The organism is Pseudonocardia phyllosphaerae (assembly GCF_046546475.1).
GTDB classification, from domain to species: Bacteria; Actinomycetota; Actinomycetes; order Mycobacteriales; family Pseudonocardiaceae; genus Pseudonocardia; species Pseudonocardia phyllosphaerae.
This window is the reverse complement of record NZ_JBKGXS010000007.1, coordinates 22537-36068: the sequence shown is the minus strand read 5'-3', so window position 1 is coordinate 36068 and position 13532 is coordinate 22537. Positions and strand designations below refer to the sequence as shown.

General features: G+C 70.3%; 13 protein-coding genes and 1 pseudogene. 6 read left to right on the top strand and 8 right to left on the bottom strand.

The window, feature by feature from the left end:
* Positions 1–237 precede the first annotated feature (237 nt).
* Complete coding sequence (locus ACLE50_RS15200) at positions 238–669, bottom strand: MarR family winged helix-turn-helix transcriptional regulator (protein WP_410944196.1); 432 nt, start codon at positions 667–669, stop codon at positions 238–240.
* Between the two features lie 80 nt (positions 670–749).
* Here ACLE50_RS15200 and ACLE50_RS15195 point away from each other — a divergent pair, with 80 nt between their 5' ends.
* The gene (locus ACLE50_RS15195; protein WP_410944195.1) at positions 750–2156 is read left to right on the top strand and encodes an MFS transporter; all 1407 of its coding nucleotides are present in this window, start codon (positions 750–752) and stop codon (positions 2154–2156) included.
* Positions 2157–2285: 129 nt separating this feature from the next.
* On the opposite strand, the gene ACLE50_RS15190 is transcribed toward ACLE50_RS15195, so the two are convergent.
* The gene (locus tag ACLE50_RS15190) at positions 2286–2828 is read right to left on the bottom strand and encodes a hypothetical protein (protein WP_410944194.1); all 543 of its coding nucleotides are present in this window, start codon (positions 2826–2828) and stop codon (positions 2286–2288) included.
* 143 nt (positions 2829–2971) lie between these two features.
* On the opposite strand from ACLE50_RS15190, the gene ACLE50_RS15185 reads away from it, so the two are divergent.
* Positions 2972–3607 (top strand): DUF3159 domain-containing protein, encoded by a 636-nt coding sequence (locus ACLE50_RS15185; protein WP_410944193.1) that lies wholly within the window; start codon positions 2972–2974, stop codon positions 3605–3607.
* A complete protein-coding gene (locus ACLE50_RS15180) occupies positions 3604–4926 on the top strand; it encodes an MFS transporter (protein ID WP_410944192.1) in 1323 nt (440 codons plus the stop codon). The genes ACLE50_RS15185 and ACLE50_RS15180 overlap by 4 nt, the downstream gene beginning before the upstream one ends.
* Here ACLE50_RS15180 and ACLE50_RS15175 read toward each other — a convergent pair.
* From ACLE50_RS15175 to ACLE50_RS15155, 5 genes are all read right to left on the bottom strand, one after another.
* On the bottom strand, positions 4883–5239 hold the full coding sequence (locus ACLE50_RS15175; RefSeq protein ID WP_410944191.1) for a TraR/DksA family transcriptional regulator: 357 nt from the start codon (positions 5237–5239) through the stop codon (positions 4883–4885). The two genes, ACLE50_RS15180 and ACLE50_RS15175, sit on opposite strands and share 44 nt — an antisense overlap.
* Positions 5240–5380: 141 nt before the next feature.
* Complete coding sequence (locus ACLE50_RS15170) at positions 5381–6187, bottom strand: ABC transporter ATP-binding protein (protein WP_410944190.1); 807 nt, start codon at positions 6185–6187, stop codon at positions 5381–5383.
* On the bottom strand, positions 6184–7272 hold the full coding sequence (locus tag ACLE50_RS15165; protein WP_410944189.1) for a FecCD family ABC transporter permease: 1089 nt from the start codon (positions 7270–7272) through the stop codon (positions 6184–6186). The genes ACLE50_RS15170 and ACLE50_RS15165 overlap by 4 nt, the downstream gene beginning before the upstream one ends.
* Complete coding sequence (locus ACLE50_RS15160; RefSeq protein WP_410944188.1) at positions 7269–8228, bottom strand: ABC transporter substrate-binding protein; 960 nt, start codon at positions 8226–8228, stop codon at positions 7269–7271. Before ACLE50_RS15160 ends, ACLE50_RS15165 begins: the two co-directional genes overlap by 4 nt.
* A gap of 310 nt (positions 8229–8538) precedes the next feature.
* On the bottom strand, positions 8539–8976 hold the full coding sequence (locus ACLE50_RS15155) for a hypothetical protein (RefSeq protein ID WP_410944187.1): 438 nt from the start codon (positions 8974–8976) through the stop codon (positions 8539–8541).
* A gap of 173 nt (positions 8977–9149) precedes the next feature.
* On the opposite strand from ACLE50_RS15155, the gene ACLE50_RS15150 reads away from it, so the two are divergent.
* The 3 genes and pseudogenes from ACLE50_RS15150 (at position 9150) to ACLE50_RS15140 (ending at position 12073) form a co-directional block, all read left to right on the top strand.
* Positions 9150–9467: a hypothetical protein gene (locus ACLE50_RS15150; RefSeq protein WP_410944186.1), complete on the top strand. Its 318-nt coding sequence runs from the start codon at positions 9150–9152 to the stop codon at positions 9465–9467.
* Between the two features lie 641 nt (positions 9468–10108).
* Positions 10109–11367, top strand: a pseudogene (locus tag ACLE50_RS15145) (IS256 family transposase).
* Between the two features lie 103 nt (positions 11368–11470).
* Positions 11471–12073, top strand: coding sequence for a hypothetical protein (locus ACLE50_RS15140; RefSeq protein WP_410944185.1), 603 nt, complete (start codon positions 11471–11473; stop codon positions 12071–12073).
* A 471-nt stretch (positions 12074–12544) separates the two neighbouring features.
* Here the strand turns inward: ACLE50_RS15140 and ACLE50_RS15135 are convergent, their stop codons facing one another.
* Positions 12545–13468 carry an iron-siderophore ABC transporter substrate-binding protein gene (locus tag ACLE50_RS15135; protein ID WP_410944184.1) on the bottom strand — a complete coding sequence of 308 codons (924 nt, stop codon included), beginning with the start codon at positions 13466–13468 and terminating at the stop codon, positions 12545–12547.
* Positions 13469–13532 lie beyond the last annotated feature (64 nt).

Here is a 13532-nt window from a genome sequence, read left to right as displayed (position 1 = left end):
GGCCCGGCGTGGTGCGCCATATTCGGGTTCCCCAAGCGGAGGGAGCCGCCTGTCCCGGGGCGCATCAGCAGCAAGAACTCGCTGCTCGAAAGAGGAGAACTACGCGACGCCGCCGGTCAGACGGCTCGCGAGCGGGTGTACGCGGCCGTCAGAACGACGACGCTCGCCAGACCACCGCTCCCATCACGCGGACGATGTTAGCGGAGCCGAGGTCGGCGCAGACTGTCGACTCGGCGCCTACCCGTCGGCGCGAGCCGCGAGCGCCTCCAGCGCCGGCAGCGCCTCCACCAGTGCCCCGGCGACGCCGTCGCCCAGGTCCTCCATCAGCTCGGCGACCCGCTCGGCGCGCCGGGTGCGGATCCGCTCACTGCGCTCCCGCCCCGCGGGCGTGGACTCCACCACGGCGGTGCGCTGGTCGTCGCAGCCCTGGCTGCGCACCACCAGCCCCTGGTCGGTCAGCTTGCCGACGATCCGCGACACCATGCTCGGGTTCATCCCCTCCAGCGCCGTGAGCTGCGACAACGACACGGTGCCGCGGGCGGAGACGATGTTGAGCACCGACGCCTGGGCGGGGCTGAAGCCCTCGGCCGTCGCGGCCTCGTTCAGCAGCCGGCCGATCTTGGAGATGGCGCGCCGCAGCCGTCCCAGGGTTTCGGCGTCCAGCTCCACGTCCTGCTCCTCATTTGATTGCTTGTTGGCAAGCAAGTAGCCTGCCGGGTACGCAGACACCCCGAGAGTAGGTCGCCCCCGTGCTTCGCCAGGGAACCCCCGTCCCCACCACCCCGGCGGATCCACCGCACGGACTGCACCGGCGGATCGTGTTCGCCGTCGTCGCCGCGACGCTGCTGATGGGGTCGATCGACCAGACCGCGGTCGCCGCGGCGCTGCCCGCGCTGCAGGCCGATCTCGCCGCGCCGCTGTCGTGGACCGGCTGGACGGTGTCGATCTACATGGTCGGCCAGATCATCGCCCTGCCGCTCGCGGGACGGATGAGCGACCAGTTCGGCCGGCGGCCGGTCTTCCTGACCGCGGTCGCGGTGTTCACGGTGATGTCGGTGCTGATCGGCCTCGCCCCGTCGATCGGGTGGCTCGTGGCCGCGCGGCTGCTCCAGGGGCTCGCCGCGGGCGCGTTCCTACCCTCGGTGACCGGCATCGTCTCCGACCTCTTCGGGCCCGACCGCGACCGGGCGATCGCGTCGTTCACCAGCATCCTCCCGATCGGCGCGATCATCGGGCCGACCCTCGGCGGCGTGCTGGTCAGCACGTCCGGCTGGCGGTCGATCTTCCTGGTCAACGTGCCGGTCGGCGTCGTCGTGTTCGTCGCAGCCTGGTTTCTCGTGCCGCGGTCCGCACCGACGCCCGGGGAGCGGGTCGACGGCGTCGGCGCAGGCCTGGTGGTCGCGCTGCTGCTCGGCGGCATGGTCGCGGTCAGCATCACCGGCAGCGGGTTCGGCGTGACGACCGAGCTGTCGCTGGCGGTGGCCGCCGGTGCGGTCGCGGTGCTCGCCGGGTGGCTGCTGCTGCGGCACCTCGGCCGCACCGCGAACCCGCTGATTCCGCTCGGGCTGCTGCGGGGGCCGACGTTCACCGCGCTCAACGTCGTCAACTTCTTCTTCGGCGTCGCCGCACTCGGGCAGGCCTCGCTCGTCCCCTGGTACGCGATCACCCGCTACCACCTGGACCCGCTGGTCGCGGGTGGACTGCTGACGTTCCGCGCCCTCGGGATGATCTCCGCGTCGACGCTGAGCGTGGTGGTGATCCGCCGGCTCGGGTTCCGCCCGCTGCTCGTCGCGGGCTCGTTGCTGGTCGCCGCGGGGCTCGTCGTCCTGGCCCTGCCCGCACCCGAGTGGCTCTCCCCCGCCGTGTGGATCGCAGTCTCCACCACCCTGACCGGGCTCGGGATGGGGCTCGGCGCGCCGGCGTCGAGCAACGCCGGGCTGCACCTGGCACCCGAACACGTCTCCGCGGTGTCCGGGCTGCGCGGGATGTTCCGCCAGTCCGGCGGGATCGCCGGGATCACCGTGCTGACGGCGGTGGTGTCGAGCAGCGGGGACCCGGCCGGGACGCAGGCGATCGGCTACCTGGTCCTCGCGGCGATCCTGCTGGCGTCGGTGCCGGTGATGCTGCGGCTGCCGAACATGACCGGCCGGTGGTGACGGCGGCTCCTGCCCGACCGGCTCTCACACCCCTCCGCCGCGGCGCACACCCCCGCGGGGGTTCGCACACCTGATATTTCGAGTGTGGGAACGGGCGGAGGGGTGTGCGGTCACCGGGCCGGGTGCGAGTCAGCTCGCGTTCTCCAGCAACGCCTGCATGCGCACCAGAACATCGCGCTGGGCCGGGTTGTACAGCTCCCGCGCCGCCGCGGCCGTCGTCTCGGCGAGCACCCGGGCCCCGCGCGGCGCGTCGTCGTCGGGATCGCGCAGACCCGGGTACGCACCGAGGACCCGGCGCACGTGCGGCGCCATCCGCTCGGCGAGGTCGCGCCGGACGTCCTCGCCGGCGTCGCCGGGCAGGTTGTCGAACTCGTCGTCGGTCGGGTCGCTCGGCCGGTGGCGCAGCAGCTCGCCGTAGACCGCGAGCTTGCGCGGCCCCATCAGGCGGGTCATGAGCAGCGCGAGCGACCGGTCCGCCTCCGACAACGACGCTCCCGACGCGGGCACCATGTCGGCCGGGAGCTCCGGCGTCGCACGGCGGTCGAGGATCGCGGTGAGCTCGACGCGCGCCCTCTGCAGCCGTTCGACGGTGGCGGCGAGCTCGGCGTCGAGGGCGCGCAGGGCGCCCGCAGGCTGGTGCCGGCCAGCTCGGCGATCTCCCGCGTGCTCCACGTCATGGGCGCGAGCCCACACCGTGCCGTCGCGGCACGGTCAAGCGAGTGGTGAGCTGGGCCACAGAACGGCGTCTCTCGCTTGAGTGTGCCGCAACGGCACGGCCTTACCTCGTGGCCATCACAGCAACGAGGGAGGACGAGATGACCATGACCGAGCCGAAGCCGAAGACCGACGACACCCCCACCGACCCGACCGTGCTCGACCAGATGGGCGGGGTCTCCGGGTTCGTCTACTCCACGGTCCCGGTGATCGTGTTCGCGATCGCCAACGCGTTCCTGTCGCTGCCGCTGACCATCGGCCTGGCGGTCGCGACGGGGCTGGCGCTGTTCGGTTTCCGGCTGCTGCGCCGGGAGCGGTTCAGCTCGGCGATCGGGAGCCTGGTCGGGGTCCTGCTGGCCTCCGGGCTCGTCGCCTGGACCGGGTCCGCACGCGACTTCTTCGCGATCGGGATCTGGCTGTCGCTGGCCGGCTTCGTCGGTGCGCTCGGGTCGGTGCTGGCCCGCAGGCCGTTCACCGGCTATGTCTGGAACGCCCTGCACAACAACGCCCACGACTGGCGCTCGACGCCCGCGGTGCTGCGCGCGCACGACCTCGCGACCCTGGCCGCGGCGCTGGTGTTCGGGTCCCGTTTCGTGGTCCAGCAGTGGCTCTACGTCGCCGAGGCCACCGGCGGCCTGGGTGTCGCCCGGGTCGTGATGGGGCTGCCGCTGACCCTGCTGGCCGCACTGGCCGCGGTCTGGGCGTTCCGGCGCAGCACCAAGGCACTGGTCCGATGAGGACGCTGCGGCGCAGCCCGGCGCTCTGGCTCGCCGCCTACGGGCTGACCCTGCTCGGCGGCGGGATGATGGCCGCGGTTCTGCCGCTGCTGGTCCTGCAGCGCACCGGTGACGTGCTGGCCGCCGGGGTGCTGGCGACCGTGACGACGACGGCGTCCGCGATGACCGGGCTGGTCTCGGGACTGATCGTCGACCGGTTCGACCGCAGGCTGGTGACGGTGGTCGCCGGCGTGCTGGTCGCCGCGGAGGTCGCGGGACTGGCCGTCGTCGACACGCTGTGGGGCCTGGACATGGCCGCGTTCCTGGTCCTGGGCACGTTCGGCGCGATCGTCCGGGTGCCCGCGATGACCGCGCAGGAGGTCCTGCTGCCGGCGCTGGTGCGGCTCGACCCGCGGCCGGGCCGGCTCGACCGGCTCGTCGCGCTGCGGGAGAACCTGTCCAACATCCTGCTGCTGGCCGGGCCCGCGATCGGCGGCGTCGCCGTCGCCGTCGCCGGACCGCCGTCGGTGGTGCTGCTGATGACGGCGTCGACGAGCCTGCTCGCGGCGTGCGCCGCCGTGTTGCTGGACCCGCGGGCCGGGCGCGTCGAGACCGTCGACGAGCCGACCGCCCCGGCAGGCGCGCTGCGGCGGGCCGGGCTCGACCTGGCCGCGTCGTGGCGGTTCCTCGCTCGGAACCGGCTGGTCCTCTCGGCCACGCTGGTCTCGGCAGTGCTCGTGGCCGTGATCGCGACTCTGCAGACGACCGTGCTGCCCGCCTACTTCGTGGAGCAGGACCTGGCGGCGCTGACCGGGCTGACGCTCAGCGCCCTCGCCGCCGGCGGCGTGGCCGGCTCGGTGGTCTACGCGACGCTGCTCGACCGGGTACGACGAAGGACCTGGTTCGTCATCGGGATGCTCGGCTTCGGTACCGGGTTCGCGCTGGTCGGGAGCCTGGCGTCACCATGGCTGGTGCTCGGCGCGGCCGCACTCGTCGGGTTCACCAACGCCCCGGTCGGCGCGGTGCTCGGGGTGCTCACGATCGAGGCCACTCCGGACGCGCTGCGCGGACGGGTGCTGGGTGCGCAGAACACGCTGCTGCTCGCCGCGCCAGCGGTGACCGCGGCGCCGGTGGCGGCGCTGGCGTCGTCGTCGGGGCTCGGGGTCGCCGGAGCCGTGCTGGCCGCGGTCGCGGCGGGGACCGCGCTGGTGGCGCTGGTCGTGCCGGCCTTCCGGGATCTCGGGGAGCCGGAGCCGGCGGAGCCGCCCGCGCGGCCCGACGGTGTCGCGCTCGCCCTCAGCGCGCAGTCCGGCGGCGCCGCGGACGCGACGCGCAGGTGATGCACGTCCGCACAGCGGGCAGTGCCTCCAGCCGCTCGGCGCCGATGACTCCCCCGCACTCGGCGCACCGTCCGTAGTCGCCCGCGGCCATCCGCTGCGCCGCCCGGTCCAGCTCGTCGCGCTCCTCCTCGGCCGCAGACAGCAGCCCCTGCAGCTGGGCGCGCTGGACGGCGATCGTGACGCCCTCGGGATCGTGCTCGTCGTCGGCGCTGCTCAGGGACTGGTCCTCGACGAGCGAGTCCAGCGCACGGCGCAGCGACGCGACATGGTCGGCGGAGCGCTCCCGGGCGGCGGCGAGGGCGGTGGGGTCCATCTGTCCAGGATGCCGCCGGGCACCGACAGTTCGCGTCAGGCCGTGGGCCCGCGACGCGGTCGCCGCTGCGTCGCCAAACCGACCAGACCCCCGATCACCGTGGCCGGGGACGCCGGTCCCCCGGTGGCTGCCGTCTGGCAGCTACCACGGCTTCACTCCCCGGATCTCGCGCCGGGGCGGGCGGAACCGGACGTGAGGCAGCCCGGTATCGGTGTCGGGCACGACCTCGGACCGGACGCCGTAGACCTCGCGGACCATGTCCTCGGTGATCACTTCTGCGGGTGAGCCATAGGCGTGCAGGTGTCCGTCGTGCAGCACGGCGACGTCGTCGCCGTAATGAGCGGCGAGGTTCAGATCGTGCAGTGCTATCACCGCGGTGGCGCCGCCGTGGCACGCCGCGCTCAGCACGTCGAACTGGTGGCGCACGTCGAGGTGGTTGGTCGGCTCGTCCAGCACGATCAGCCGCGGGTTCTGGGCGAAGGCCCGCGCGATCACGACCCGTTGTCGTTCGCCGCCGGACAGGGCCCGGTAGGAGCGATCGGCGAGGTGCTCGACGCCGGCCGCGGCCAGGGCGGCGGCAACAGTCCGGGCGTCGTCGGTCTCACTCGACACGAGCAGCCGCTGGAACGGCGCACGCCCCATGCCGACGACCTCGCGCACGGACAGGTCGAACTCGGCACCGGGAGCCTGAAGGACGGCGGCCACGTGGCGGGCGAACTCCCGGGCGGAAAAATCCGCGGTGGGGCGACCGTCGAGCAGGACCGTGCCGCGCCGTACGGGCAGGATCCGCAGCAGGGCGCGGAGCAGGGTCGATTTGCCGCTGCCATTCGGGCCTACCAGGCACAGCGTCCGCCCCGGCGCGACGGTCAGCGACACGTCGTCGACGACCGTCCGCCCTGCGAGATCGACGGAGAGGTCGGTGAGCACGACACCGGCCGGTTCCCTCATCCGCTGCTCCGTGTGCCACGACGGGCCTCGCGCCGTACGAGCCACAGGAAGAAGGGACCGCCGCACAGCGAGGTCAGCACCCCGACCGGCACCTCGATCGGAGCCGCGACGGTACGGGCGGCGATGTCGGCCCAGATCAGGAACGAGGCCCCGGTGAGCGCCGCGGCGGGGAGCAGGCGGCGGTGGTCGCTGCCGACGACCATCCGGACCGCGTGCGGGACGATCAGCCCGACGAAGCCGATCGGTCCGGACACCGCGACCAGTACCCCGGTGACCAGAGATGTCAGCACGAACATCCACGCCCGGAAGCGCGCCACGTCGAGCCCCATCGTCGAGGCCGCCTCGTCCCCGACGAGCAGCAGGTTCAACGACCGCGCCTGGGTCAGCAGGAGTGAGACACCGATGACGACGGCGATCGCGGGCAGCCACAGCAGGTCCCAGTTCGCCCGCCCGAGCCCACCGAGCAGCCAGGAGAGCACCTCACGGGCCACGTCCGTGCGCGGCGTTGTGATCAGCAGGAGGCTGGTCAGCGCGGACAGGACATAGGCGACCGCGACCCCGGAGAGCACGAGCCGGGTCGGGGTGACCTGTCCGCCCGACCGGGACATCGTGTACACGACCAGCAGCGCCCCCAACGCCCCGAGGAACGCCGCGAACGGGGTGGTGAGGCCGAGCACCGCCGGAACGCCGGCGACGATGACGAGCACCGCCGCGACCGACGCACCGGAAGAGACTCCGAGCAGGAACGGATCGGCGAGCATGTTGCGCACCAGCGCCTGCAGCGCCGCACCGACGACCGCGAGCCCGGCACCGACCACGACCGCGAGCAGCACACGCGGAAAGCGGCTCCGGGTCACGATGACCTGCACGAACGGCGGTCCCGTCGGCTCGATCCGTCCTCCGGTCACGGCCGCGGCGAAGGTGGACCAGACCTGACCGGCGGGGATCGTGACCGATCCCAACGACACCCCCGCCGTGATCGAGACGGCCAGAACGACCACGAGCACGACCAGCACTCCCGACTGCCGCCACAGCGAGCCGGGTGCGAGTTCGACGTCCAGGGTGCGTGCCCCGGTGTGCGTCACCGGAACCGGTCAGGGTGCAGCGCGCGGGCCAGCGGTTCGACCGCCTGCGGCGGCCGGACACCCACCACACCGTCCTGCAGGGTCATCGTGACGAACCGCTGATCGCGGACCGCCGGCACGCCGGCCAGCTCCGGGCGCGCGAGCAGGAACTGCTTCTTCGCCTCGACTCCGCGCCTGTCGCCGCCGTAGTCGTAGATGATGATCACCTTCGGCGCCCGCTGCGCGACCTGCTCGAAGGACACGTCCCCGAAGAGCCGATCCAGGTCACCGAACACGTTGCGCCCACCGGCTCTGGAGATCACGTCGTTGCTGATCCCGCGACCGCCGGCGGTGTAGGCGGTCTCCTCGCCGCTGTCGTAGACGAACACGCTCACCGGCGGCACTCCGGCGACCCGGGCGGTGGCCGCGTCGACCTGCCGCTGCAGGTCGACGACGAGGGCCTCGCCGCGGTCGGGGACGCCGAACATCCTTGCGACCGTGCGGATCTCCGACCAGACGGTGTCCATCGTGACGGGTGAGGTGCAGGCCTCCGTGTTCTGATAGGTGGCGATCCCGGCCTGCTGGTAGGTCTCCCGGGCCGTCCCCTTGTCGGCGGAGAACGCCGACTTGTAGCCGCCGTAGACCAGGTCCGGCTGGGCGCTGAGAACCTGTTCGAACGACGGGCTCTGCTCGGCGAGCTGCGGCACCGAAGCGTTCGCGGCGGCGAACTGCGGCAGGTAGGGGTTGTCCGGGTAGGCGGTACCGACCATCGACCGCTCCAGCCCCAGCGCGTACATGATCTCCGCCGGGTGCTGGTGGATGGTGACGACCCGCTGCGGGGGAGCGTCGAGGCGAACCTCGACCCCACAGTTGTCGATCGTCAGCGGGAACCCCGGCGCCGCGCCGGCGGCCGGTGGAGCCTTGGCGGAGGGCGACGCGGCGCATCCGGCCGAGAGCGCCACGGCCGCGAGCAGCACCCCGCGCCTCGTCAGCGGGCCCGTCCGTAGCCACCGATCGCACCCGACCGGACCGGTGGTCGTCTGAGAACCCGACACCGTCGCCTCCCCTGCACTGCACACGTAGTCGGGGGACGAACTCTAGGGACGGGCAGAACGCATGAGCAAGTGTTCAGCTTTTGTCGGGTCGGTCATACCGTCCAGGTCCGCCAAGGGCCGGTGGGATACCTCCCCCGGGGCCAGAAACGCATAGTCGACCACCAGCGAGGCCACCACGACGGTCATGTTGTTGCCGGAAGCAGGCAGGTGGGCGAGCGGGTTCACCACAGCGTCAGGCACCGGGGCCGTGGGAGCGCTGCGGGGGCGCCCCGCAGGCGATCAGGAGCACGACCAGCATCGCCAGCAACACGCCGACCAGCTGGTAAGCGGGCAGGAACAGGTACCCGAGAGCCGCGGTCGAGCTGTTACTGGTGAGGATCCGGACATCCATCAGGACTCCCCCGACCGTGCTGAGCACGCTGTAGACCAGCGCCGTCCACCACAACTTCCCCCGGTGACGCCCGAAGGCCAGCGCCGACGCGACCAGGGCATGAGGCAGCACTGCGAAGCCGAACATGAACAAGGAGAACGGGCCCAGCAGCGACGCCGCTCCGTCCCGCCACGGTTGGGCGGACCAGATCAGGGCGGCCACGGCGACCGCCGCCCCGATGGCGGGCACGAGCAGCGCGATCGTCCAGCGCGGCGTGGGAGTGGTCTGTGTGTCCGTCATCCGATGCATCGTGCGTGTCGTCGAGGGCGGCGCGCATGGGCGGAACTACGGAGCCCCTCGTCGGGAGGCGCCGCGGACCGCGCGGCCGCAGGCGATCGTTCCGGACGCCGCTTCCCGAACGTTGCGACGAACAGCGTCATGACACGCCCTCCGGCTCTCGGCAGAATCGGTTCGTGAACGACGCCCTGGACGCGGAGTGGAACGACTACGAGGACGCGTGTGAACGCCTCGACCTGTGGCGTTGGAGCTGCGGTCACGACGCCGCCGACACCCTCGAGCGGCAGCTCTACCTCGCCGAACAACGGGTCAAGATCCGGGACACCGCGATCAACGCCTCGAGCCGGCTCATCGACGCCGCCTCCCAGGACCCCGACATCGACCCCGACTGGCTCGCCGACGTGCTCCGACACCACGAGATCCTCGTGAAGGAACGTGAGGGCGACCAACGCCTGCTGGGCCAGATCGAGCGGGACCTCAGGCCCCAGCGGTGACGTCACGGTTCTGTGTGCGACCGGATCCTGCCAAGAGAAGTTGCTGGGCCGACTCCGTAGAGCGGGCCCGGAGCCTTCTGAGACCCCGCGGGCCGTAGCTGGAGATGAGTCGTGACACCGAACACCGACGGCATTCGTGTCACGAGCCCGTCGGCCGACCGCGCGCCGGACCACGAAACCCCTGGTCGGACCATGGAGCGGGCGACGGGAATCGAACCCGCGTAGCCAGTTTGGAAGGAAGTTCGCGGCTCTCCTCCGGCGCCTCTACCTGCGACAACAGCTGCTTTACCGGGAGCTGAGGCATCCGGGACAACACCGTTCACCGACATCTCGTGTCACACGGCGTGTCACGCTCGGCCGCAGTGTCTGCTGGATCCTGGCGGCGCCGCGCAACTGACCCAATTCACAGGCAATGACGTCAACGCTGCGCACACCCGCCGCCACGAACCTGGCGAGCGGATCAACACCGAGCTGGAAGATCCGGTCCCAGTCGGGCCTGTCAGAAAGATCGTGTGTGGGCCGGTGATCCGGCAGGCTGAAGCGGCAGCTTCGGCCTGGAAGGATCATCGTTGACCGACAACGACACCACGGCGGAGACCGCTGCCGATGACCAGCACCCGACGCAGGCGGCGGGCTTGGACGTGCAACTGGCCCAGGAGTTGATCGAGAAGGCCCGGCGGTCGGGGGCCTCACTGGTCGGCCCGGACGGCCTATTGGCCGGGGTGACCCGCACGGTCTTGCAGACCGCACTGGACACCGAGATGACTGAGCACCTGGGCTATGAACCCGGCGACCGCTCCGCGTCGCGCGACAACAACCACCGCAACGGGAGCTCGCCGAAGACGGTGCGCACCGAGGTCGGGCCAGTCGAGCTCAAAGTTCCGCGGGACCGGGCGGGGACGCTCTCGCCTCAGATCGTGCCCGAGCACGCCCGCCGGGTCGAGGGCTTCGTCGAGGGCTTCGACGAGGGCTTCGACGAGGCGATCATCAGCCTGTACGCGAAGGGGCTGACCACCGGCGAGATCGCCGCCCACCCGGGCGAGATCTATGGCACCAGTGTGTCGCGGGAGCTGGTTTCGAAGGTCACCGACAAGGTCGTCGAGGAACTCGTCGCCTGGCAGAGCCGGCCTCTGGACCGCGTGTATCCCGTGGTGTTCGTCGACGCGCTGCACGTCAAGATCCGTGACGGCCAGGTCGCCAACCGACCGATCTATGTCGTACTCGGCATCAACTGCAAGGGGAACGAGACGTGCTCAGGATCTGGGGCGGCACAGGCGGAGAAGGCGCCAAACACTGGACGGGCGTGCTCTCCGAACTCCGTAACCGCGGTGTCGCCGACGTGTGCATCGCGGCCTGCGACGGGCTCAAGGGCCTGCCAGCGGCGATCTCCCAGGTCTGCCCCCTGGCGACGGTGCAGCACTGCGTGGTGCACCTGCGGCAGTGGATGGCCGTCGACGACGTCCATACTGGCCGCGCCGAAGTCCTAAACTCCGGCGAGCAGGCCGAGCTGGTCGATCTGCGCCGCCGCAATCGGACACTCGAGGCCGCGGTCGAGATCCTCAAACCGGCCTCGGGGCACTTTGCGCGGGAGTGCGCCCTCCCAACCGTCGGACCTCTAGGACGCTCGGCGCGCCCTTCGGGGCGAGTCATTCCGCCAGGCGTGGCTCGCATCGACCAGATCACTGCCACCAACGAGGCATCCCGGCGTACCCGCGCCACGCCATGGGTGCAGGCCGAGCCCGTCCTGAGCCGAGGGCGGGATCGTGCCCCACAAGACCGTCGCCACGCCGATGCGCAGGTCCAGGCTGGTCGGGCTTCTATTGCAGCACACCGCCGAACAAGCGCCACCAGCGGACACAGTCACGAATTCGGTCAAACCCGACTTATGTCAACGCCGTAAGTGAGTCAACGACCTAGCCGTGCCCCCGACCTGAGGAGTGGGATTCCATCCAAGATGAACTGTGCAAAACGAGGTGGCGCCCCCAAGGAAACGAGTTGAGGCAATGAAACAGGCAGACTCAGCAAACAGGCGAGAGGCGCGGGCAACACTAATTGCCGCAGCAGTGGCAGCTCTTGCGGCGATAGCTTCAGCCATCATCCAATTCGACGCGTCCAAGGGCCAGTCGATAGACGCCACAGCCAGGGATATTAGAAAAGAAAGAGGTGACGCTTATTTTGAACTGCTCAATAAAGAGCAGACTGGACGAGGCTTGGTAGAACAATTGAATCGGCGCCTGACATTCTACTCGTCAGGAGAGCCACGGATACACTACCCTGGTCAATCGAACAGCCTCCTCAGCACAAGCTTGACGATCGATGAGTACCGCGAGGTACGGTCGCTCGTTGCTCCGATCCGAGCGTCGATTCGAGAGATCTCAGCCGCAGCATCCAGAGTCGAGATCGTCGGACCAAAAGACAGTTCCGACCGCGCCAAGCAGCTATCAGCGGCCTACGGTGGTCTAGAGAAGTACTTGTCAGCAGTGGAGGAAGACGACACCCAGCAAGATGTAGCCGAATTAAACGGTCAGGTCGATCAGATTCATCTATCAACCGACCAGTTTACCGCTACCGCACGCATCGCATACAGTGAAGTCGCACCGAATTAGAGGGTCTTGCGTCGACCGGCCAAGCTAAAGTCTTGAGGCGCGGGTTTGCGCCGTCTGACACGTCACGGTGAAGCTGGCGCGAATCCGAGATCGTCGGATTGATTGGCTGCCTCGTCAGGGCTCATTGCGCGTCGGTAGCGATGCACGGCTCGAGTCGAGACGTTGAGACCCGAGGTAGCGACAGTCTCCCTCCTAGTCGTCGAATGGTTCGGCGAGCACGGTTCCGACCACGGGTCGCGTCGCGGCCGGGAAAGATCCCGACCAGATTCGTGCGGCGCCACCTGCGACACCGAGAACGCAGCGCCCCTTCGACCGTGGCCACCTCAATCCGGCCCCCACAGGCGGAGTGGTCAAGGCCGTCATGGGCGTCGTCGCACCCGTCCGTACTGGTGGCGCGCCGCCTCTCCGGTGACGACCACCCCGGCCCGGCGTCGACAGGGCCGGGCCGGAGTGACGGACTCAGGACGGCACTCAGGACGACGGAGCCACCGCGGGCGGAGTGGTCGCGGGGTTGCCGTCGAGCACGGCGTCGAGCTGCGGCGGCAGCGCGTCGAGCAGCCGCGGCAGGCTGAGCACAGTGATGTAGCCGGTCATCGGATCCAGGTTGTTGCGGCCCTCGGAGGAGATGTAGAGCGCACGCCCCTGCTTGACCACCGGACCCTGGGCGTAGCCGGGGCTGGACTTGATCGCCGCCTCCTCACCGTCGGCGAACGTGACCCAGACGATGCCGTCGACGTCGAGCAGGTCCGCCCGCTCCAAGCTGATGTAGGAGCCGAACTTGTCCCCGGCGAGACGGTCGAACTCCGCCGGCACGGTCATCCCGAGCTCGGTCAGCAGCTCTCCACGCGGATCCTTCGACGAGTAGACATACCACTGCTCCTTGAACCAGCCGGCGGTGATCACCTTCTTACCGGCCCACTGCGGGTGCGCAGCCTTCGTCCGGTCGATCTTCGCCCGGACGTCGCCGATCATCTGCTCGGCCCGCTCCGAGCGGCCGAGCGCCTTCCCGACGATCCGGGTCTGCTCGTCCCACGGGATCCCGTAGTCCTGCACACCCTGCGGCTGGGCCACGGTCGGAGCGATCCGGGAGAGCAGGTCGTAGTCGGCCTGCGTCAGACCGCCGTACAGGCTCAGGATCAGATCCGGCTTCAACGCCGCGACCTGCTCGACCGGAACAGTGTCTGCCGTGGGCAGAACGGCCGGCAGCGGGGCGGAACCCAGCTTCTCCTTCGCCCAGGGCCACAACGCACCGGGATACTCGCCGTACCACTCGGTGGTACCGACCGGGACCACGCCGAGCGCCATGACCGGGTCCTGATCGGTGTACCCGAGCGTCACCACACGCTTCGGCTCGGCCGGGATCTCGGTGGAGCCGAACTTGTGCGCAATGGTCACCGGAAACGCACCCCCGGCCCCGGACGACGCCCCGCCCGACGACTCACCGGACCCGCACGCCGCG

Excerpts from the sequence above, each read along its gene's own strand:
- ACLE50_RS15180 (WP_410944192.1), top strand. The coding sequence starts at position 3,604 with ATGAGGACGCTGCGGCGCAGCCCGGCGCTCTGGCTCGCCGCCTACGGG.
- ACLE50_RS15140 (WP_410944185.1), top strand. The coding sequence starts at position 11,471 with ATGAAACAGGCAGACTCAGCAAACAGGCGAGAGGCGCGGGCAACACTA.
- ACLE50_RS15175 (WP_410944191.1), bottom strand. The coding sequence starts at position 5,239 with ATGGACCCCACCGCCCTCGCCGCCGCCCGGGAGCGCTCCGCCGACCAT.
- ACLE50_RS15185 (WP_410944193.1), top strand. The coding sequence starts at position 2,972 with ATGACCATGACCGAGCCGAAGCCGAAGACCGACGACACCCCCACCGAC.
- ACLE50_RS15170 (WP_410944190.1), bottom strand. The coding sequence starts at position 6,187 with ATGAGGGAACCGGCCGGTGTCGTGCTCACCGACCTCTCCGTCGATCTC.
- ACLE50_RS15155 (WP_410944187.1), bottom strand. The coding sequence starts at position 8,976 with ATGACGGACACACAGACCACTCCCACGCCGCGCTGGACGATCGCGCTG.